Annotated in this window: 20 protein-coding genes; 9 read left to right on the top strand and 11 right to left on the bottom strand. The window is 43.1% G+C overall.

Annotation, left to right across the window (positions count from 1 at the left end):
* Positions 1-91: 91 nt before the first annotated feature.
* Positions 92-1,183, top strand: a complete 1,092-nt coding sequence (locus ABFV72_RS12880; RefSeq protein WP_347164068.1) for a GNAT family N-acetyltransferase — start codon at positions 92-94, stop codon at positions 1,181-1,183.
* Between the two features lie 155 nt (positions 1,184-1,338).
* Here the strand turns inward: ABFV72_RS12880 and ABFV72_RS12875 are convergent, their stop codons facing one another.
* A complete protein-coding gene (locus ABFV72_RS12875) occupies positions 1,339-1,773 on the bottom strand; it encodes a COG4315 family predicted lipoprotein (protein WP_201579867.1) in 435 nt (144 codons plus the stop codon).
* Between the two features lie 560 nt (positions 1,774-2,333).
* Between ABFV72_RS12875 and ABFV72_RS12870 the strand changes: the two genes are divergently transcribed.
* Entirely contained in the window at positions 2,334-3,953 is a 1,620-nt protein-coding gene (locus ABFV72_RS12870; protein WP_347164066.1) for an FAD-dependent oxidoreductase, read from the top strand.
* 133 nt (positions 3,954-4,086) lie between these two features.
* On the opposite strand, the gene ABFV72_RS12865 is transcribed toward ABFV72_RS12870, so the two are convergent.
* Positions 4,087-4,770, bottom strand: a complete 684-nt coding sequence (locus tag ABFV72_RS12865) for a TIGR00730 family Rossman fold protein (RefSeq protein WP_057761780.1) — start codon at positions 4,768-4,770, stop codon at positions 4,087-4,089.
* A gap of 381 nt (positions 4,771-5,151) precedes the next feature.
* On the opposite strand from ABFV72_RS12865, the gene ABFV72_RS12860 reads away from it, so the two are divergent.
* Positions 5,152-6,039 carry an alpha/beta hydrolase family protein gene (locus tag ABFV72_RS12860; protein ID WP_347164096.1) on the top strand — a complete coding sequence of 296 codons (888 nt, stop codon included), beginning with the start codon at positions 5,152-5,154 and terminating at the stop codon, positions 6,037-6,039.
* Between the two features lie 48 nt (positions 6,040-6,087).
* On the opposite strand, the gene ABFV72_RS12855 is transcribed toward ABFV72_RS12860, so the two are convergent.
* Positions 6,088-6,810 carry a putative quorum-sensing-regulated virulence factor gene (locus ABFV72_RS12855; protein WP_347164064.1) on the bottom strand — a complete coding sequence of 241 codons (723 nt, stop codon included), beginning with the start codon at positions 6,808-6,810 and terminating at the stop codon, positions 6,088-6,090.
* Between the two features lie 197 nt (positions 6,811-7,007).
* On the opposite strand from ABFV72_RS12855, the gene ABFV72_RS12850 reads away from it, so the two are divergent.
* A complete protein-coding gene (locus ABFV72_RS12850; protein ID WP_347164062.1) occupies positions 7,008-7,598 on the top strand; it encodes a M23 family metallopeptidase in 591 nt (196 codons plus the stop codon).
* 107 nt (positions 7,599-7,705) lie between these two features.
* On the opposite strand, the gene phoR is transcribed toward ABFV72_RS12850, so the two are convergent.
* From phoR to dtd, 3 genes are all read right to left on the bottom strand, one after another.
* Positions 7,706-8,797: a phosphate regulon sensor histidine kinase PhoR gene (phoR, locus tag ABFV72_RS12845; RefSeq protein ID WP_201549547.1), complete on the bottom strand. Its 1,092-nt coding sequence runs from the start codon at positions 8,795-8,797 to the stop codon at positions 7,706-7,708.
* 58 nt (positions 8,798-8,855) lie between these two features.
* On the bottom strand, positions 8,856-9,560 hold the full coding sequence (phoB, locus tag ABFV72_RS12840; protein ID WP_057761786.1) for a phosphate regulon transcriptional regulator PhoB: 705 nt from the start codon (positions 9,558-9,560) through the stop codon (positions 8,856-8,858).
* Positions 9,561-9,672: 112 nt separating this feature from the next.
* Complete coding sequence (dtd, locus tag ABFV72_RS12835) at positions 9,673-10,125, bottom strand: D-aminoacyl-tRNA deacylase (protein ID WP_347164061.1); 453 nt, start codon at positions 10,123-10,125, stop codon at positions 9,673-9,675.
* Positions 10,126-10,399: 274 nt separating this feature from the next.
* Here dtd and asd point away from each other — a divergent pair, with 274 nt between their 5' ends.
* The gene (gene asd, locus ABFV72_RS12830; protein WP_347164059.1) at positions 10,400-11,236 is read left to right on the top strand and encodes an archaetidylserine decarboxylase; all 837 of its coding nucleotides are present in this window, start codon (positions 10,400-10,402) and stop codon (positions 11,234-11,236) included.
* Positions 11,237-11,330: 94 nt separating this feature from the next.
* Here the strand turns inward: asd and ABFV72_RS12825 are convergent, their stop codons facing one another.
* The 4 genes from ABFV72_RS12825 to fadB form a co-directional block, all read right to left on the bottom strand.
* A complete protein-coding gene (locus tag ABFV72_RS12825; RefSeq protein ID WP_347164057.1) occupies positions 11,331-11,960 on the bottom strand; it encodes an HD domain-containing protein in 630 nt (209 codons plus the stop codon).
* A 239-nt stretch (positions 11,961-12,199) separates the two neighbouring features.
* Complete coding sequence (locus tag ABFV72_RS12820) at positions 12,200-12,775, bottom strand: isochorismatase family protein (RefSeq protein ID WP_101205330.1); 576 nt, start codon at positions 12,773-12,775, stop codon at positions 12,200-12,202.
* Between the two features lie 284 nt (positions 12,776-13,059).
* Positions 13,060-14,232, bottom strand: coding sequence for an acetyl-CoA C-acyltransferase FadA (gene fadA / locus ABFV72_RS12815; protein WP_347164055.1), 1,173 nt, complete (start codon positions 14,230-14,232; stop codon positions 13,060-13,062).
* Positions 14,233-14,462: 230 nt separating this feature from the next.
* On the bottom strand, positions 14,463-16,622 hold the full coding sequence (gene fadB / locus ABFV72_RS12810; RefSeq protein ID WP_101205329.1) for a fatty acid oxidation complex subunit alpha FadB: 2,160 nt from the start codon (positions 16,620-16,622) through the stop codon (positions 14,463-14,465).
* A gap of 867 nt (positions 16,623-17,489) precedes the next feature.
* On the opposite strand from fadB, the gene ABFV72_RS12805 reads away from it, so the two are divergent.
* The 4 genes from ABFV72_RS12805 (at position 17,490) to ABFV72_RS12790 (ending at position 21,276) form a co-directional block, all read left to right on the top strand.
* Positions 17,490-18,566 carry a polyprenyl synthetase family protein gene (locus ABFV72_RS12805; protein ID WP_347164054.1) on the top strand — a complete coding sequence of 359 codons (1,077 nt, stop codon included), beginning with the start codon at positions 17,490-17,492 and terminating at the stop codon, positions 18,564-18,566.
* 71 nt (positions 18,567-18,637) lie between these two features.
* Positions 18,638-19,456, top strand: coding sequence for a DUF72 domain-containing protein (locus ABFV72_RS12800; RefSeq protein ID WP_347164053.1), 819 nt, complete (start codon positions 18,638-18,640; stop codon positions 19,454-19,456).
* Between the two features lie 60 nt (positions 19,457-19,516).
* Entirely contained in the window at positions 19,517-20,257 is a 741-nt protein-coding gene (locus ABFV72_RS12795) for a DUF4145 domain-containing protein (RefSeq protein ID WP_201569556.1), read from the top strand.
* A 278-nt stretch (positions 20,258-20,535) separates the two neighbouring features.
* A complete protein-coding gene (locus ABFV72_RS12790) occupies positions 20,536-21,276 on the top strand; it encodes an SDR family oxidoreductase (RefSeq protein ID WP_347164051.1) in 741 nt (246 codons plus the stop codon).
* Positions 21,277-21,412: 136 nt separating this feature from the next.
* Here ABFV72_RS12790 and ABFV72_RS12785 read toward each other — a convergent pair whose 3' ends face one another.
* Positions 21,413-22,042 (bottom strand): superoxide dismutase, encoded by a 630-nt coding sequence (locus ABFV72_RS12785; protein ID WP_238039025.1) that lies wholly within the window; start codon positions 22,040-22,042, stop codon positions 21,413-21,415.
* Positions 22,043-22,315: the final 273 nt, after the last annotated feature.

Raw genomic sequence — 22,315 nt, 5'->3', positions numbered from 1 at the left:
GTTTTTATATACTTGAAGGCTTCATACTTTGTTGTTATATTCATATATACGGATTTACGAATATATAACGCAACACTGAGGGAGCAGCAACGTGGATACAGTACAAGTTGATTACATAGCGATAGATGCTGAGTGGGATAAGAAGGTATCAAATCATCATTTTGATATATACCATTTATCTGGTTGGATTGCGGCCTCAGCTGTCATCGACAAGGGCAAACCTCAAGGTATCATCGCTCACTATAAGAACAAGGAGGTATTGTTACCCATCATAATTAGACAAATTGACTCAGAGCACTGGGATGCTACTTCCACTTATGGTTACGGCGGCCCGTTGATGGACAAAACCCTCACTGATGCCGAGTTAGACGTCGTACTAGATGAGATAAGAGCTTTTCTTTGCGAGAGAGGCTGCGTGTCTTTGTTTATGCGGTTGCACCCGATTATTAATAAAGAATGGATACCCACAGTTGGCAAAGCACTGACTCACGGGCTGACTTTGATGTCTGATTTAAGTAAGTCTGAAGAAGAGCATTGGAGCGAGACACAAAATCGACATCGCCGTGGTATCAAAAAAGCCATAAAAATGGATGTCGTGACAAAAACAGAGTTCTTGACCCGACAGAACGCGATGGTGTTTTCAGACATTTATAAAGAGACAATGCGACACGTCAAGGCCAGTGACTATTACTTCTTTGATGATGATTATTTTTTTAATTTGCTTGAAAACCTTCAAGAAAAAATATTATTGATAACTGCCTATCAAGATGATAAAGCGATTGGGTCTTCTATATATACGCTCTGCCAAGAGTCAGGCATTATGCAGTTTCATCTTGGCGGTACGCTGAACGCCTATACGCACCTACAACCTTCTAAACTTATCACTCATGTCGCTCGCAACTGGGGACGAGAGAACCGTTATGAAGTGCTACATCTTGGTGGCGGCGTTGGCTCCAATTTAGATTCTTTATATGAGTATAAAAAAGGCTTTAGCTCACAAGAGTTGCTATTTAAGACTTATAGACTCATTGTCAACGCAGCGAAATATACAGAGTTAGTGGCGGATATCTGGTTCACGGAAAGTGATCTGCTTTCAGACTTTTTTCCTTTATATAGAAAAGAGCCTAGCAAAGAAGAAGTGCTAGAGACCATTCAGACTGAGCCTTTAGCAAATGTGACATAGTACAGGTCACATCTATTATTAAAGAATATACGCACGGTAGTATTCTCGATAGCGGAAAATAGAACCAAACAAACAAAAAGCAGCCTGCCTCTATACTTGAGGATAGGCTGCTTTTTTATCTTAACGTTTTCGAGTCAGTCTATATCTAATGCGTACTATTTACTTGGGATAACGTGCCAAACGCCAAGTTTATCATCACCGTCTTTGTCACCAACTTTTGTATCGTTAGCATAGAAGTATAAAGGCTTACCGTTCATTGCCCATTGATATTTGCCATCTTCACGCTTAAAGGCAGCGAACTGACCTGAGGCTTTAGCATCGCTAGGCGCTTTGAAAATTGGCCACACAACTTGGCAAGCTGCACCGCAATCTGACTGGTTCATAGAGTCTTTATCAAACGTATACAACGTCATATGGTTGGTAGCATCTACCAACACCCCATTCTTGCTAGTGACTGGTGCTGTATTGTTGCTGGTTGCCTGTACTTCATGCGTACCTGACATATCGTTACCGACTACGTTTTTTAAAGTAGTACAGCCAGTTAGTGTTAATACACCTGTTAGTACCGATAACATCATTATATTTTTCATCATAACTTCCTTGTAATTTTAGTCGTATTTTTTATAGCGATAAGCTTGTTGTCGTTTACTTTATCGACTGTCCCTATTGTTCATTTTGATATTTGTAGTTTTGAACAGTCCTCAAAACAGAACCTACGCTTCTTGTTAAGCAAAATAAATATAGCATACGGCTTTAGATTATCTCGTTAATCAATATACACGCTTACAAAAGTGGTCGAATTTTACAAAATAATAAAACGAGCTTATTTTCGATTTCACAATTTTGCCACCTCTCTCGTTTACTCTATTTTTAAACAGACTCGTTCATCTGAGAAACTTCACACATATAGCGACTCGTTGACAAAACTCATGCATCTTCTTACGTATTTCCCATCATATTGTCTGTAGTTCTTCGTAAAATAAACCTATAGAGATGAAGAACGGCTAAACAATAGAAAAGATGACTATTGAAGTTCAGATTTGTGTGTTGAACTTAATTACTTTCGCACGCATATCAAGAAATATAGAACATTTGATACATATACCGAGCACGGCCTAATACAGATGCTATTAAGGATACAACGACGACAATGACTCAGTCTTTTGATAAAAACTACGCTCAATCCTTTAATCGTGACGCTCATTCTGGGGTGTTATCTTATGGGGCACAAAACACTCAACCTAAAAAACGTGTTGGCATTTTGGGCGGCGGTACTGCGGGATCGACAATTGCGATTCGACTTGCTGCATTAGGATTAGAGACCTACTTATTCGAGAAGAAAAAATCACTCATTGATGGACCACCTATGTGTCATTTGCACGCAGGTGGTAACTTGTACCGTGAAATACCGGACGAGGATTGCGTAGCACTGCTCAAGCAATGTATCGATATTTTGCGTTTATATCCGCACACTATTGACGTTCGTCCTACTGTGTTTGCCGTACCGACACGTGACGAAGGCCTGCCTGAAGACTTACTACCGCGTTTAGATATTTTGACCGATGCTTATCAAGAACTGATCGAGCAAGATGCTAATAATAAAGTATTGGGCGAGCCTGAAGATTACTACCAGTTATACAGCCATGAGCAATTGATTGAGCTGGCTGAACGTGAGCAAGTCGCTGTACCAAGTACGGTTGATGAATGGATGATTCCAGTCGCTAGATACTTGGATTTGAACAAAGTTAAATTTCCGTTAATTGTTGTTCAAGAATATGGCTGGAATATTTTTCGTTTAGCCGCTTCTGCTAAGCTTGCGCTCGAAGAATACGACAATGCGCATGTATTTACTGAAACTGCTGTGCAAAAAGTCGTGCCGGTAGATTGTGAAAATTGTACCAACGCTGACCATCATGTCACCAAATGGCGTATCGACTATCAACAGATTCATAGTCAAGAACATGCCTCTCAGCCTGAGTCTATCGAAGTTGATTATCTAGTCAATGCTTGCGGATTCCGTACGGGTGTCATCGACGATATGGTCGGTGTCGAAGTCACGCGTATGGTTGAGTTCAAATCGTCTTATGTGACTCATTGGGGCGATGCTGGTGGACAGATACCAGAGATTATCGTTTATGGTCAACGAGGAACGCCAGAAGGCATGGCGCAGCTTACTCCCTACCCTGGTGGATATTTTCAGATTCACGGTATGAGTAAAGCCATTACTTTGTTTGATGATGGTCTTGTCGCATCAAGTGAAGACAGTGCGCAGCCCAAATTGCCACAGCAATATGTGCACTATATTGAAGATGGTTGGGATAAAGCGCCCCTACAAGCGCGTAGTCAGCAAGCGATTGAGTATGTGGCTGAGTTTGTACCGACATTTAACAGCGCACGTACTGTTGGTAACGCGCTATACGGTGGGCAGCAGATTCCTGGACAGGATGATACGCTGCGAGTCGCTGACGTGAGCTTGTACTCTAATATACGCTATGCCCGTGCAGAAAACGTCAAAGCATCTTCGACCTTGATTGCCGCTGATCAAATAGTTAATGAGCTGACAGATCTAGGTTTGATAGAGAACGATACACCTCTGAATCGTAGTCGCTATGCTCATGAGTGGTCGTACCTTGTCCATAACGATAGTCTGGCTGTCGATGAGGTTGCACGTGTGCTCGCTGAGCAGCGTGGATTCCCAATCGCTATGGCTCATGTCAATCATAGTATTCGTGAAGTAGCATTGGACGATCTCACGCCTGCTGATGCCTAATAGACATGATTCGCTGATAGGTTATTAATACATATAACAAAGGAGCAGATAACCGAGATTTGGTTATCTGCTCCTTTTTTCGTCATAGCTTTTAATATTTAAACATTTGCTGTGTACTAATAGCTATAATGGCTTAACTATTACTGCCTGCCATTTTCTCCGTATCCACAGCATCATCTATGGTCACTACTGTCTGTAGCATATCGATCGCTTCGCTGATGGTATTGCACACCACTAGACGATCTAAATCTTCCTGCTTCATAAAGCCTTGCTCAGTGGTATATTTCAAATGCTCAATCATACGGTCATAAAAACCATTGATATTTAGAATAATCATTGGTTTTTCGTGCTGGTACAATTGACGCCACGTAGCAATTTCCATGATTTCTTCTAATGTTCCTAGCCCGCCTGGTAGCGTAATAAAAGCATCGGCATACTCCGCCATGACGGTCTTACGCGTGTGCATAGTGTCAGTCAAATGCAAGCGAGTCAGCTGCTCATGAGCGATTTCGTGCTTGAGCATAAAGGTTGGAATCACACCCACTGCTTGCGCGCCGCCATTAATTACTTCATCCGCAACTGCGCCCATCAGACCGATACTAGCGCCACCATATACTAGCCCCATGCCATTATTTGCTAATGCACTGCCGAGCTCGCGTGCTGCCTGTTCATATACGTCACCATTGCCCAAGCGTGAACCGCAATACACAGCCACGAGCGGCATTGATAAGGCAGACTTGTCGACTGCTTTTTCGATATTGGTAATGTCTTTGCTTGTGATTACATCATAAGTATCATCGTTGATTTTCATTTGCATATAGCTTCCTTAATTACCTGTCAGTTTTTATTGAGTGCTTGTTATTAGTGAAGGCTGCATACCGACACCTATCATTTATATTGTCATGCACATGATTCATAAGACAAACTCAACCAAGCTATATAAAACTTGGAAGTCATATTTGAGCAACTGTCTTGCAAGCATTTATCTTAACATAAGCAATGCTACCACATAGTCACAACGATTTATCACTACGCAACGACTACACTTTCAAGATGCGCATTTATTGTTCATCATAGCCCGATATTCATTATCTACTAATAAAAATACTAAGGTATACCCATGGATAATCACAACGCCTCTCCTACTGCCGAGCCATCAAGCTCTGTGCTTAATGGCACTCTCACGAGTAAAAGTAATATGAATGACGCGAGTAATATTGATACTTACTCATTAAGCATAATGACCGATCGCAACCAAGCATTGGCAGCCACTGTCTACCGCCCTAAAGATGCGACAAAAAAAGCCATCATGATGGCACCAGCCACAGGTATCAAGCGCCACTTTTATCATAATTTTGCGACCTATCTAGCAGAAAGTGGCTTTGGGGTGCTGACCTTTGATAACGAGGGAATCGGTGAGTCACTATCGACCGATCTGGCAAAATGTAGCGCTTCCTTGATCAGTTGGGGTCGCCATGACATGCCAGCTGTACTTGATGCTTTACAAGATGAGTTTCCTGATGCGTCTTATCATCTCATCGGTCATAGCGCGGGTGGTCAGCTCATCGGCTTGATGCCTAACTATCAGGCGATTGGCTCAGTGTTCAATGTCGCTTGTTCGTCAGGACGTATCAAAAATATGGGTATGCCATATAAGCTCAAAGCCATGGGTTTTATGGATGCGTTTATTCCATTCACTAATTTAACATTGGGCTATACACCGTCAGACAAAATAGGTATGGGTGAGCCACTGCCACGCGGCGTGGCTCGTCAATGGCGTGAATGGTGTAATGGCGCAGGCTATATCAAAACCGCGTTTGGCAGAAGCATACACACGCATTTCTATGATGAGCTCAGCATGCCGGCATTGTGGCTTGGCTTTAGCGATGATGATATCGCCAACAGTGAAAACATGGACGATATGATAAGGGTATTTACAAAAATGCCCGTAGAAAAGCGATTCTTAGACCCTGAGGATTTTGGACTAAATCATATCGGTCATATGCGCTATTTTAGCAGTAAGACCAATATCAAAGCGCCGCAGCTATGGCAGATGGCGGTGACATGGTTGCACGACCAACCATAAGCTTAGCACCATGTCGCACCATACATGGTAGACCCTCGATAATTCAGGTTACTTTTTTGCATTTTCTGCTTCTTCCAGTTTTAAGCGTTTAGTCAGTGCCGAATACAGGGACGGCTGCATATTATGAATATTGCCTATCATCCATTTAACATAGCTGATGGGCACGTCTTTGATCGGCTTGCCTTTATGCTTGCCAAACGGCATCTTGCTCACAGGGGTCGCTTTATTAGAAATAGCATGTGCTGCTGCAAAATCTGTCGGCGCAATTTCTAGACGCTCGCAGCATGCTTGATACAGTAGATAGCACATTCGAGCATCGCCAAGCGCGTCATGAGCGGCAATTGTCATTGCACTCGCTTCACCCTTGCCCAATAACTGCTCGATACATTTGGACTGACCGTAAGCACGCCATTCTGGAAACGCTGCCCGTGCAAGTCTCACCGTACAAATCAGCTTAGCAGAAGGACTGCCAATCACTCGCCAATCAAAACGTACGTTATGACCAATCAAGTACTCTGGTAATTCAAACTGCTCCAACTCAAAACGTTCTAGACCAACCACATCATCATCGGTAATACCATGCACCTTTATGACAATGGGTGAAATAGATCGACCACTATTAAAATATTTCATCCACTCAAAACCAGTTGCTACATTGATAGTAGCAACTTGAATAGGTCTGGGATCACTGCCCTGATCTGTTTCGGTATCGATAACCAGCGCCGTTTCGCGCGTGGCAGAAATATCAGCAGGCTTAAAAGCATCATTCATAAAGTATTAACCATCAGTAGCAATTGTCTATGCTCAGCAGAAATGTTAAGTAGATAAAACTGTATTTGCTGTCTATATCCTTAACCATAAGAATATCTATGGGGGTAAAAACGATAGATAACAATGCGATACATACGTTATAAGACGAAGCTTTTATAATAAAAACTCAAATGACATCAAATATATATGAGACATCAATGCTAGCAGATGGAAACAAACAGCCTCCCAGACCTTCTTTTTTTAGTCGTTTAATAAGCCTATTTATTAAAGCCATCGTATTGCTAGCACTGTTATTCGTCTTTGATAAGCTACTACCCAGTATCAGTCAACAGACGCAATCATTTGTGGTTGCCAAATGGCAGCAATTAAATCTATTACAACAAGAGCTACCGACCGAAAATAGCTTGCCCAGTCCACTACCAGAACGAAACCTGACAGATACTTGGGGCGCGGCACGTAGTCAAGGCCGCTCCCACGAAGGTATCGATATCTTTGCGCCGCGTAATACTCCCGTGCAGTCGACCACGCAAGGCGTAGTAAGCAAGGTTGGTGAGAACACATTGGGTGGACGCGTGGTCGTGGTGGTAGGGCCTGGTGGCGCAGGACATTACTACGCTCATCTAGAAGACTATGCTGACATCTCTCCCAATGACTGGGTCAATCAGGGCGATGTGATAGGTTATGTGGGCGATAGCGGTAATGCAAAAGGGACACCGACACACGTACATTATGGTATCTATATTAATGGCAGTGCGGTCAACCCTTATCCGCTTTTGCAAAAGGATTAACGAATACAAAAAAGTATGTCGTTATCCTAATTTGAAGTCACGCTAGGTTTATATTAATCAAGAAACTGAAACCGAAAAACTGACGTTCATACAGACCAAAAATTGTATTAATTGGCTGTAACGGATCTGACGTAATTTGAGGGAAATACCACACTAAATGTCGATCCTTCCCCTTCTACTGAATCGATTTGCAATTGCGCTTCGTGCTGGTGTAATACGTGCTTTACAATCGCTAATCCCAACCCCGTACCACCTGTCGCACGACTGCGACCTTTGTCGATACGATAGAAACGTTCTGTCAAACGGGCGATATGCTCTGACGCAATACCGATCCCATCATCTTCGACCGCGAAACGGCAGCCATCAGACGTCCTTGTCCAGCTTATAGTGATATTGCCACCTTTTGGTGTATATTTGATGGCATTGATTACTAGATTGGATAGCGCACTATTTAAGTACATCTCTGACCCGTAGAGCCCATCATACGTATCTATATGCAAATGAATGATGTGTTTGTACGCTTGGTTGTACGCTTGGGCATCGTCGTAGATATTGGTTAGTAGCTTAGTCATATCTATGTAATGCAGCTCGTGTGACTCTTCGATTTCAATCTTAGACAATAGCAGCAAGTCGTTCACGATTCTGTTCATACGGGCAGTTTGCTGCGTCATAAGCTCAAAACCGCGACGCCATTGCGGCGGCATATCTGGCTGATCGGAGAAATTTTCTAGGTAGCCCATCATCACAGTCAATGGTGTTCTAAGCTCATGCGAGACATTCGCCACAAAATCCTGACGCATTTGCTCTAAGTGCCGCAGGCGGGTCACGTCATATACAAACAGCAGTTTTTCATCACCGAAAGGCGTCAGTTCGCACTTTAAGTAGCGACTAGGATCTCGCCATGATTCTATATGGACGCCATCGTTAGGTATCGTTGTACCTTCATAATACTGGCGGAACTCAGGTACAGTAATAAAGTCAAAAATGTTCTGACCTTTATCCTCTGGCTGTAGCAGCAATAAATCTTGTGCCGCCTGATTCCACCATTCTAGGCCGTCATTATTGTTGAGCAAAATCACTGCATCGCGCAAGGCTCGTAGTGCACTGCCGATTTTTTTGAGTTGCTCTGCTGTACTTTGAGTAGAGATTTGCTCTAATAGAGCTGATTGCTCACTTTGTACTGACGCTATCTTGTCCATTTCTTATCCTTACCACTATCCGCGGCCTTTATATTGCTGCGGCATTATTTGTACAAGATTAACTTGGCTCAATCAGGCTAGAAAATCGGTAGCCTGTTCCACGTACCGTCTGTATCAATGTATCACAGTCATAAGGTCGCAGTAATTTACGTAGACGTTTGATATGCACATCGATGGTTCGGTCTTCGATATATACATTGCCGCCCCATACCTGATCGAGCAGCTGCGTGCGTGTATAGGCGCGCTCAGGGTGACTCATAAAAAATGCCAATAGACGATACTCTGTGGGCCCAACATCAACGATTTTACCGGCAGCTGTCACGCGCTGACTCTTGGTATCTAGACTTAACTGCCCAATTTCGATAGGTTTGTCGCTACTCATCGCGCTACTACGACGTAGTACGGCTTTGATTCTAGAAATCAGTTCACGAGTCGAAAAAGGCTTGGTCATATAATCATCTGCGCCTGCATCTAGACCATGCACCTTACTGTCTTCTTCACTTTTTGCCGTTAGCATAATGACTGGTATTTCAGAGAGTAGCTCGTCGTTTTTGAGCATACGACAAAAATCCACACCGCTCTTGTCACCCGGTAACATCCAGTCTAATAGTATCAGTGATGGTCTATGATCGACCACCTGCTGATGCGCCTCTGACACATCTGCCGCTTGCAAACTATCAAACCCAGCCATCTCTAGCGTCATGACAACCATTTCACGAATCGCAGGCTCATCTTCAACAATCAAAATTTGCTCATTATACATAGGACATTCTCAGTGTTAGAGGACAAAATCTAGCATGTAAAAAGGCGATATATACTCACCAGTCTCTACCTATTAAACGGATTAATTATGACAGCTTGATGACACTCTAAAATCAGATTTCTAGTAAAAAATTAAGCGGTCCATCATTGACGCTCGACACTTGCATATCCGCACCAAACTGACCAGTTGCCACATTCGGGTGCTTAGTTTTGGCATAGTCGACCAGTTGTTCAAATAATACTTGCGCCGCAGCAGGTGCCATCGCACCACCAAAGTCTGGTCGGCGACCTTTGTCTGTTTTTGCCATCAAGGTGAATTGTGAGACTAATAATAGCCCACCAACAACCTGCTGAACGTTTTTATCCAGTTTACCAAATTTGGCAGGATCATCGTCATTTTCAAAAATGCGATAGGTCAGTATTTTGTCGATCATACGCTGGGCAGCGGCAAAATCGTCTTCGTGTCCTAAGCCAATATATGATAATACCCCATGCCCAATCTCGCCAATACACTGCTGATCGACGACCACACTAGCCTGCTTCACCCGTTGTATGAGTGCTTTCATTTACTAATTCCTTAACAGATTATGGCCATACAATAATATGCTGTCCATGATAAAATACCGTCATTAACTTAACTATTATTAGGGCGTGTTTGATATTCACAAATAGGTACTGCGGATCGCTAAAATTGTTCCAGACAAGGCGTAAAACGACAATAATGCTCATGCCTTATCTAGATTTACAACGTAGTATGGCGCAATTTTAGCCACTGTCAGTACCATGGTCGAATTTCCAACACGCCCCTATTACATTACACCTTATTTTGGTAGCCTTATTATGAATGTATTTACCACCTTACAACAGCTTGTGCCGCAGCAAAAGCTCAGTAAAGTCGCTGGGCGTTTGGCCGCCAGTCGCCATCCTTATGTCAAACGCACCTTTATCCGTAGCTTTGCCAAAGCTTATAATATCAGCTTAGATGAGTACGAACGCCAAAGCCTTAACGCTTATGAAAGTTTTAATGACTTTTTTACCCGTGAGTTAAAAGAAGACGCTCGTACCATCGACGCCACTGTAAACGGTATCGTGAGTCCTGCGGACGGTATTATCTCTCAGCTAGGACAAATCGAAGACCATAAACTACTACAGGCAAAAGGTCGTCACTATGATGTTGGCCAACTGCTTGCTGACAGTGAAGACGGCAGTTATTTCGCTGATGGTAGTTTTGCAACTATCTACTTAGCACCTAGTAATTATCACCGTGTGCATATGCCGTTTACTGGCACATTGACTAAGACTCGCTATGTACCTGGTACACTGTTTTCGGTCAACAATACTACGGCGGCTAACGTGCCAGATTTGTTTGCGCGTAATGAGCGTCTGGTCTGTATGTTTGATACCAAGTATGGCAAAGCAGCTGTCGTAATGGTTGGCGCTATGATTGTCGCTGGTATTGAAACCGTCGCCACTGGTAAGATTGCTCGTACTGACGACATATTCGAGTCCGATCATGACATGCAGTTTGCAGCAGGCGAAGAGCTTGGACGCTTCTATCTAGGCTCAACGGCTATCGTGGTATTACCAAAAGCAGCAAAGGCTGACTGGCTAGATAGTATGCAAGCCAACAGTGTCGTGCAAATGGGTCAATTGCTAGGAATGGCAAACGCTCAATAACACGCCTATATAAAAATACTGAAAATATCAGCCCAGTTAAGCGTAAATCATCATGCTTAATTGGGCTTTTTTTATGTCTGGTACTTATGCAGATTTACGTATCAATCAGCCAACCTTGCTGAGTTGCGTATGCAATATTATGTGAGAGCCAATCATGGATAGGAGGGAAGCTGTCTTTGATAAATGCATGCGCACCCGCTACCTGCGAGCGCGTAACGCCAAGCTCAATCCACGTTTTACCGTTAGTATTCAGATTGAGTAGAAACGGCAATAAACGATCAACGACTTTGAGTAACTGACTCTCTTTGCTGCTTCCTGTTTCTTGCGCTTCCCAAACCTCGCTTAAATCACTAATGCCATTGCCTCGCTCACGTTGCAATCTGGCAATACCTGCACGCTCTTCGACGTGTGCATCAGTACGCGTATCGGCATACAAGAAAGTATCGCCCGCATCAATCTCACCTAAATCATGAACCAACGCCATCTTTAGCAACTTTTCATGATTGACGTCGAGCGCAAATAATTCAGCAATCGACCAACAGGCCATCGCTAGATGCCAAGAGTGTTCGGCGGAGTTTTCTTTGCGAGTGGTCTGTGTCACATAGCTGCGGCGATTCACGCGCTTGAGCGCATCTAACTCCAATAAGAAATGAGTGACATCGTCAATGTCGATATGTGAAGTAGATTCGGAATGAGTGAGTGATATAGAGCTGGCTTGCGACATTATTTTTTCTCTGATTCTCTCTAATTATTGGTTTTAACGGTTATAAGTTCTAGCGATTTTAAGTTTCATTGCTAAAAGTATGATAATTGGTTTGATATCTAGTAATGGTTAAAAGGCTATTACCGTTATCGAAAAAATAGCGCTTATTTTACCAAGCGCTATCTATTATAAATCAGAAGATAAATGGTTAAACTGAATCCCTATTTATTCAAGTCTTTGAGCAACTAAGGCTCAACCACCTACTTAATCAAATTGATAATCGTTTTAAATGCAGGGTCTTCGCTGCTACGGCACAGTTCAAATAAGATTGATTCGACAGTGCTAATTACACCGCCCGCACGGCGAATACGACGAATTGCTTGCTTCTTATCATAAGGAAAACGAGATCCCACCGCATCCCCAATAATGACAGGCTGCATACCATTGTCCAATAAATCTAGTGCCGTCTGCATAATACAGACATGAGCCTCAGCACCAAAAAGCAGAACAGTACTACGGTTCTGCTGCGCCAAATGGTGCCATGAATCATTGTTGTCGCAGGCACTAAAGGTAACCTTTTCAAAGCTCTTGGCATTGTCTCCTTCGAGTACGTCGCGCAGCTCTGGTAAGGTATCACCCAAGCCTTTTTTATATTGTTCATTGAGCATGATTGGAATATTGAGCGCTTGCAGCCCTTTAATCAAGGTAACGGTTTTTTTGACGATATTTTCGTGGTCATAGATATGCGGCGTTAAGCGCTCTTGCACATCGACAATCATTGCTTGGGTATTCTCACGAGCGATTCGATAGGTGCGATCATTAATCATAGTAGACATAGTACACTCCTTGTACGGCTGACAGTTGCAACTAAAAACTATTTTAGAATTATCATAAACAGTGCCATGGTTCATCTTTCTCTTATTTAGTCATAGTTTCATGAATGCGTCAATGGAGATAATTTTTAATCACCGTGATACTCTATTTTTCGACTCCGCGATTTATTAGCTTACCAAACATTAAGTTGATCCATAAAAAAACTCTAGCCGTTATGACTAGAGGTTTTTCGTTAGCGAGTAGCTACTTATTAAGTGTTCAAATAATCTTGTTTATATAAATAAGATTAAACACGCTCAATAATAGTAGCGATACCTTGGCCAAGACCAATACACATTGTCGCTAGACCGATTTCAGTATCTGACTGCTCCATTGCGTTTAGCAATGTCACTGTGATACGAGCGCCTGAACATCCTAGTGGATGACCTAGAGCAATGGCACCACCGTTGATGTTAACGATGTCTTGCTTGTCAGATAGGTTTAGACCTTTTAATACTGATAGACCTTGAGCAGCAAATGCTTCGTTTAGCTCGATGGTTTGCATGTCACCGATACTCATGCCAGCACGCTTCAATGCTTTTTGGGTAGCAGGTACAGGACCATAACCCATGATAGCAGCATCACAACCAGCAACAGCCATACTACGGATACGGGCACGTGGCTTTAGACCTAGATCTTTGGCTTTTTGTGCGCTCATTACTAGCATTGCTGACGCACCGTCAGATAATGCAGATGACGTTGCCGCTGTTACTGTACCGCCTTTTGGATCAAACGCTGGACGTAGCTTTTGCATTTGCTCCATCGTTGCATCTGGACGAATCACTTCATCAACCGTACATAGTTGCAGACGACCAGCAGCATCATGACCTTCGATACCGATGATTTCATTGTCAAAACGACCTTCAGTAGTTGCAGCCCATGCACGGCGATGTGACTCAAGACCAAACGCGTCTTGCTCTTCGCGCGTGATGTTGTTCATACGACCTAGCATTTCAGCAGTCAAGCCCATCATGTTTGACGCTTTTGCATAGTGCTTAGAAGCAGCAGGGTTCAAATCAACACCGTGCATCATGCCGACGTGACCCATGTGCTCAACACCGCCGATGATGAATACATCACCTTGGTTGGTCATGATTTGTGCAGCGGCAGTATGTAGCGCCTGCATAGAAGAACCACATAGACGGTTAACCGTTTGGCCACCAGCAGTCTTTGGGATACCAGCTAGCAAACCGATGTTACGACCGATGTTCAAGCCTTGCTCTAGCGTCTGGTTGACACAACCCCAGATAATGTCTTCGATATCATTGGTATCAAAGTCATTACGTTTTACTAGCGCACGTACTAGTTCCGCTGACATGCTGTCAGCACGTACATGACGGAACATACCGTTTTTGGTTTTGCCCATTGCCGAGCGTACGCCATCTACGATGACCACATCTTTTGGACTTAAAGTTGTCATACCATATTCCTTTTCAATTTTTATTGTCAGTGTAGTCAGTCCAATTTGCGACTATTACCTTGTTAATCTCGCTCAAAGTACAATAGGTACATTTGCGCTTGATTTACTCGTACTAGCATTAAACTAAACCAACTATAATCGTACGTTCGCTATTGGAGACTATTCATGTCTCAATTGCTTTCATGCAAAATAGCAAACGTACTGCACTTCATCCTAGTAATGACTGACTATTACGCTGTTGCGTAAAAAGTCTCGCCTGCGGCTGCCATGTCGCGAATCTTTTGTGGCGCTTCATAAGCTTTGCCAAGATGTGCGTATTTTTCACATAGTGCCAAGTAGTTATCTAGACCCATTTGGTCGACATAACGGCAAGGACCACCACGGAATGGAGGGAAACCTACGCCCATGATCATCGCCATGTCGGCCTCGCTTGGGGTGCTTACGATGTTATCTTCTAGGCAGCGAACGGTTTCGTTGCAGAAGGCAATCATAGTGCGATCAATGATTGCTTGATCATCAAACGTTTGCTTTTCGCTGTCAGTCGTGGCTTTTAGCAACTCATAAGTGGCTTCGTCAGCAACTTTCTTTGGCTTGCCGCGCTTATCCATTTCGTACTTATAGAAACCGATACCGTTTTTCTGACCCAGACGCTCATTGTCATATAGATGCTGGATAGCACCTTTATAGTCAGGCTTCATGCGGTCAGGGAAACCATCAGCCATCACTGCTGCGCCATGTACACCTGTATCTAGACCGACCACGTCGATTAGGTATGCAGGGCCCATTGGCCAGCCGAATTTTTCCATCACTTTATCGACATGAGCAAAGTCAGCACCTTGCTTCAGTAACAAGTCAAACGCGCCAAAGTATGGGAACAATACACGATTTACCAAGAAACCTGGGCAGTCGTTAACCACTACTGGCACTTTACCCATTTTAGAAGCAAGTGCAACAGTAGTCGCAATGGCTTCTTCAGATGATTTCTCACCACGGATAACTTCGACCAATGGCATACGATGTACTGGATTGAAGAAATGCATACCAACGAAGTTTTCTGGACGCTCAAGCGCTTCTGCTAGGAACGTAATAGAGATAGTCGAGGTGTTTGATGCTAGGATACAATCGTCTTTTACCAAGCCTTCTACTTCTTTTAGTACCGCACGCTTCACGTTTGGATTTTCTACAACGGCTTCGATAACAATATCAGTCTCAGCAAAGTCACCATAGTTCAAAGTAGGACGAATACGGCTTAAGGTTTCACCCATTTTTGCTGGGGTCATCTTGCCGCGTTCTACCATTTTGCCAAGCAGTTTGCTCGCTTCGCCCATACCAAGGTCTAATTGCTCAGACTTGATATCCTTCATGATGATTGGCAAGCCTTTGCTGGCTGCTTGATAAGCAATACCGCCACCCATGATACCAGCGCCTAGTACAGCGGCTTCACTGATGTCGTGTGCTTGCTTGCTGTGTTTTTTGGCCAGTTTTTTGACTAGCTGATCATTTAAGAATAGACCAACCAAGCTTTCTGCTTGTGGCGTCTTGGCGGCTTTAGCAAAACCAGCAGCTTCTACTTCGATCGCTTTGTCACGTGATAAATTAACGTGCTTTTCGATCGTTTCGATAGCGATTGCTGGTGCTGGGTATTGCTTAGGATTGGCTTTAGCGAAAATAGCACCTTTGGCACTGTTGAAGGCCATCGCTTGCTCAAGTTGGTTTAGCTTAACTGGAGCCAGTTTTTCTTCACGTTTTGCTTTCCAATCAAGCTCACCTGAGATACATTTTTTGACTAGATCAATTGCGGCATCTTGTAAGTCGTCAGCAGGTACAGTCGCATCAACCAAGCCTAGCTTCAATGCTGCCAATGCTTTCTTTGGGCTACCAGTCGCGATCAGCTCAAGTGCGTTATCGATACCGATGATACGCGTACTACGAACTGTACCGCCGAAACCTGGGAAGATACCTAGCTGAGTTTCTGGCAAACCGATGATGGCTTTGTCACTCATGACACGGTATTCACAAACCAAAGTCATTTCACAACCGCCGCCCATTGCCGCGCCATTGATAGCCGCAACTTTCGGGAATGGCAAATCCTCAAAACGATTGAAAGCGTCATTAACATGCACGACCCAATCTTTGATCTCGCTTTCTGATTTTTTGAAAGAACCGACGAATTCTGTGATATCAGCACCAGCGATAAACACGCCTTTGGCTGAAGTAACGATAAGACCTTTTACGTTGTCGGCTTTTTCTAACGCACTAACTGCTTCACCAAACTGTTTGTTGGTTTCGGCATCAAATTTGTTCACGCTCTCATTTTCGGCGTTGTACTGCATGTTGGCGATGCCATCCTCTAGCATTGTCACCGTGATGCGATTTCCTTGGTATACCATTTGAAACTCCTTTCTATATAACGAAAGCTACGTTTTGAATTAAAATAAATAGCCAGTTACTGTTAGTAAAATGGGTAATAGCACTGTGCGCTTGTCATGTTATAAAGACAAACATATAACCAGCTCACAAGTGAAGATGTCTTTATTATCCAGCGCTCATCATGATGCACGTATTTTGCGTCTCTTGCATGACATCATATGACGCTTCATTTATATACTGCTGTTGCAGGTACTGATGTTCAAAATATTGACTGAGACTTGGTCTAACACTCGGTATCGACGATTGAACATCCTGAGAAAAAACCCAGTAGGGTCACCATCAGACCATTTTCACGTCAATTAGTGTAGGGGATTATGCCCCTAACTGTCACAAGCTAATACCATACTCGCAAGTCACTCTTAAATCACTTGCAGGCATTTACCTTACGCTAAAAGTGTTTTAGTGAATAAATGTATACTGAATTGTTAATTTAGATTTATTTTGTGTTGTCGACTTCATGCATGCCGTCTTTGGAACGACAGTCCGTTAGCGCTACTGAATAAATGCCAATTGATCCATGCTACTTGGTCAGTGCTAGCTATTCAGTACCACTTTTCTACGGTAATAAAATTAACGTGCCAGCCTAGCTTGCTCTTTTATCAGAACATATTCAACCAGAGAGTGACATCATCCATCGGTAACGAAATCTTGTCGTTATATTGCAGCTAAGATTGCTTTACTTTCGAATAGACTTTGGTAGAAAAATGCAAAAAACAATCAATTGATACCGTGTGTCACATAAGCGATATGACCTATCATGCTACACTAATAGCGTTTTTACCTTATCCCTAATAAGTTTTACTGTATTCCTGATAAATGGTTGGATTATGACTGTTTCCCTTACTTCTAGCACTACCTCTACTGGCTTCATCCCTTCTAACTTTGTCTCTTTTCAAAGCACTGAGCAGTTTCATGGTGCTGTACGCGAGCAATTGGCGCAAGATATCGAGGTATTGTTTGATTATGCCAAACTCCCTAGCCCGCTGGTAGATGCTTGCCGCTATGTCATGACGGGTCAAGGCAAACTGGTACGTCCACTGATGGTTGCCAGCGCTTTTGCCAGTATTAATAGCAGTAATAATGAACGTACAGACGAGCATAATGATGATATCGATACGCTCGATACTGATCTGGACACGCTACTAGAAAACGACTCAGACTACGATATGTCGCGCCGTGCTGCATTGGCGGTGGAACTGCTACATACCTACTCACTGGTACATGATGATTTGCCATGTATGGACGATGATGAGCTGCGCCGTGGTCAGCCGACTGCTCATATCGCCTTTGATGAAGCGACGGCACTACTGGCAGGAGATGTATTGCAGACACTAGCCTTTGAAGTATTGACCGCGGAGATGCCAACTTTTGCGCCATTTGATGCAAATATCGCCAGTCAGCTCATGGCAATATTTGCGCCGCGCGCCAGACGCATGGTATCGGGTCAAATGTTAGACCTCAATGCCGAAGCCAGTACCAATATCGCGCAGGATGATTTAGAAGCCATTCACCGTGATAAGACAGGGGCGTTGATTGAAGCGGCGATGCTCATGGGCGGCGTCTGTGCTGGTGCAACGGCTCCACAACGCATGGCACTACAAGAGTGCGCGCAATACATTGGTCTTGCCTTTCAAGTCCAAGACGATGTGCTAGACGTCACGATGACGACTGATACGCTTGGTAAGCCTGCGGGTAGCGATGAAAAACTAGACAAATCTACCTACGTAAAATTCATGGGCGTGGATAAGGCGACTGACTATGCGCAGTCGCTGTTTAATGACGGACGCGCTGCTATTATGCGCGAAATGAGTAATGGTGATTTGAACAGTAGCACCGACAAAATTGGCACAGATAATGATGCGCTACTGGCACTGATTGAATGGCTCTGGTCGCGTAAAAATTAGCTTGTCGAATAGCAGCCGAAAGCAGATATCGTAGTAAATTTTATTACTCAAAACGGCAGTGAGTGGTCAACATGGATAGTTCCTCTACCCCGCGAATTTATCTTGGCACTGGCGGCTATAGCGATACCGACTTGCTCGGTACGCTGTATCCCACTGGCACCAAAAAAACCGACTTCTTACGTGAATATGCCAAGCAATATGGCGCAGTCGAAATCAATAGTACATTTTATGCGCCCATCGGACAGAAAGCGTTTGCTGGGATGGTTGATAAAGCTTATGTACAAGCGGACAGTCAGTTGAAGTTCGCTGTCAAACTGCATCAAGACTTTACTCATGCACGCAAAGGCACTGCCGAACACGCACAAGCATTTCTAAACGCCTTATCTCCGCTTATCGAAGCAAATGCTTTAGCGCCTTTACTATTACAGTTTCCGCATGGTTTTGATCGTACCCGCGCACATCGACTCTATCTGGCCAATCTTGTCAGTTGGTTTCAAGACTATCCACTCGCTATTGAGTTTCGTCATAATGGCTGGCACACACCGCAAGTGGTTGATAGCTTTCGGCAGCAAGGTCTCATTTGGTGTAGCGTCGATTATCCCAAGGTTAGCGGACTGCCGCCATCACGATTGATATTCACTGAGCGCACTGGCTATCTACGTATGCACGGCAATAATACGGGCTGGTGGGATGCGATGAGCGCAGCTGATCGCCATGATTATCGCTATAGCGAAGCTGAGATGCAAGACTGGGCGCAAGCGATTGCCAATCAGCGTCAGCACTTTGATACGCTATATATCTTCTTTCAAAACACTGTAAATGCACACGCTTACTATAATATTGCGATGCTGCGAGAAGCGTTGAGTAAGTTTGGGTTTGAGGTTTTGTGATCAAGTTATGATTTTCTCTCAGAGTATGATTTCCTATATAAATAACACAAGGAATAACCAATGTTACCTAGGTATGAAAGTATTAAGTTTCAGTGCCCACACTGTAATACTGTTGCTACTCAAAAATGGTTTGACGCGCATAAAGCAGGTAGCACAGCTAACGGAATTATCAATAATCTCTATCTAGATTATAGAAATCAAGTACGCGATTATACTCAAGAAGCAATTTTAGTTTTTCTAAGAGGTATTAAAAATCCTTTGCAATCCAGTCTTTATAAGTTCGTACCTAGAGGCTTCTCAATTGCAACTTGCGCATCATGTAATAATTTTACATTGTGGGTGAACGAGGAAATTGTTTATCCGAAGAAAACCACAGTTCCACCTCCTAACGAAGACTTAGATGAAGATATTAAGAATCTATACCTTGAAGCTTCTAATATTTTGATTGATTCACCGAAAGGAGCAACTGCCCTTTTGCGTTTAGCTCTACAAATGCTGTTAAAGCAAATAGGGAAAGATGGAAAGAAAATCAACGACGATATAAAAGAACTGGTATCAGAAGGCTTAAGTCCTACAATACAGCAAGCTTTAGATTTGTTAAGAGTCATAGGGAATAACGCTGTTCATCCTGGTCAAATAAATTTAGATGATAATGCTGAAATTGCTCAGAAGTTGTTCAGTATTTTAAATTTTATTGCTGATGAGCTGATAACTAAACCAAAAGAACTAGAAAAACTATATGCAGACTTAATTCCTTTAGAGACGCAAGAGCATATTAAACAAAGAGATAAGCAGAAATGAATTGTTTTAAATACTAACCAAAAAAGGACACCTCACCGTGTCCTTTTCTTATCCAAACCCCCAATAGCTAAAAACTCCCTTTCAACGCTAACCTCTTTACCTCTATGCTTTACATCCGTACAGACACAATTAATAAACTTACCTTAAATTTAGAATACAGAATCGCTCTACTTATTCGTTTTGCACACTGTTAACTTATATCCTACTAATCAAGAGACATCAGTCAAAACGCCATATGCGCGTGCTGATATTCACTTATACTATTGGAGAAAGTATCGATGACAACACTAAAAAATAAAGTCGCGATTGTAACCGGTTCATCAAAAGGTATCGGCGCACAGATAGCCTTATCACTTGCAGAATCAGGGGCTAAAACCGTCATTAATTATGCAAATGATGATTCAGCAGCGAATGATATCGTAAGCCAGATTAAATCAGCAGGCGGTGAAGCCATTGCCGTTCAAGCTGATGTTAGCAATACCAAACAAGTCGAAGCAATGTTTGATGCCACTATCAGCGCGTTTGGTAAGCCAGATATTTTGGTCAATAGCGCAGGTATAATGATTAATAAACCCATTGCCGAGACCACCGACGAAGACTTTGATCGTATATTTGCTATTAATGTAAAAGGCACGTTCAACACATTGCGTGAAGCCGCGACTAAACTCAATGACGGTGGCCGTGTTGTAAACCTCTCAAGTACGACCACTCGCATGCTGCTACCAAGTTACGGCACTTACTGTGCGACCAAAGGCGCGGTCGATCAGCTAACCCGTATATTTGCTAAAGAAGTTGGCGCGCGCAACATCACGGTCAATGCAGTATCTCCCGGCCCTACTGACACTGAACTATTTCATCAAGGTAAATCGGATGACATGGTAGAGAGACTTGCTAGCATGTCACCGTTTAACCGTATCGGTGAACCAGTTGATATCGCTCGTGTGGTAGCATTTTTGGTCAGTGAAGAAGCCGCTTGGGTTACTGGACAAAATATCGGCGCAAACGGCGGTATCGCCTAATAACATAATGGCACTACTCTATCAAAAATATGTTTTGATCAGATATCAAAATAGAGAGCTATATAGAAAGCTAACACATAAAAAAAAGGACACCTCGCGGTGTCCTTTTTTCAATCAAATACTTAGCTGTTAAAAATTACTCTTCAACGCCAGCGTCTTGACCTTTATATTTTGCGTTTGCGTAGTCCCAGTTCACTAGCTTGTCTAGGAACGTGTCAACATAGTCAGGACGACGGTTGCGGTAATCTACATAGTACGCGTGTTCCCATACATCACAAGTCAATACAGCTACTTGGTCATGTGCAAGTGGAGTATCAGCGTTAGCAGTTTTGGCGATTGACAATTTGCCACCGACTTTATCAGCAACTAGCCATGCCCAACCTGAACCAAACTGAGTCAATGCTGCGTTTTTGAACTCTTCACGGAATTTGTCATAGCTACCGAAATCTTCTTCGATTTTTGCTTTTAGATCGCCAGTAGGTTCGCCGCCGCCGTTTGTTGGCGTCATGCAGTTCCAGTAGAACGTGTGGTTCCATACTTGAGCTGCTTGGTTGAACAAGTTTTGAGTACTTTCACTTTCAGACGCTGCCTTAATGATTTCAGGCAATGTTTTATCTTCTAGACCAGAACCTGGTAGCAATTCTTTCAACTTATTTACATAAGCAGCATGATGCTTGTCATGATGATACTCTAGCGTTTCGGCACTGATATGTGGCTCTAGTGCGTCTTTTGCATATGGTAGGTCTGGTAAAGTAATGTTTGACATAATTATTTTATCCTTGCTGTTTAGCCGTTAGTTTATAAAAACTTGCTTATAGAAACTGAATTTTACGCTATTTTTACACCGCAAAAAACACTATAAAATAGCGGACTAAATTGGCTGAGTTTATTGTTTGAAATGAACTTTATCGCTTGATACACGGTACTGCTCAATACAATATCACGTATCATTATGAATCCAAAATTAACCTAGCGGTTACTTATTGCTATTATTCTTCGCCAAAAAGCCAAGTCTCTGACTTTATAGACTTTTATTAAC

The organism is Psychrobacter proteolyticus, assembly GCF_039762275.1.
Lineage (GTDB): Bacteria > Pseudomonadota > Gammaproteobacteria > Pseudomonadales > Moraxellaceae > Psychrobacter > Psychrobacter proteolyticus_C.
This window is presented reverse-complemented; position numbering and strand designations above follow the sequence as displayed.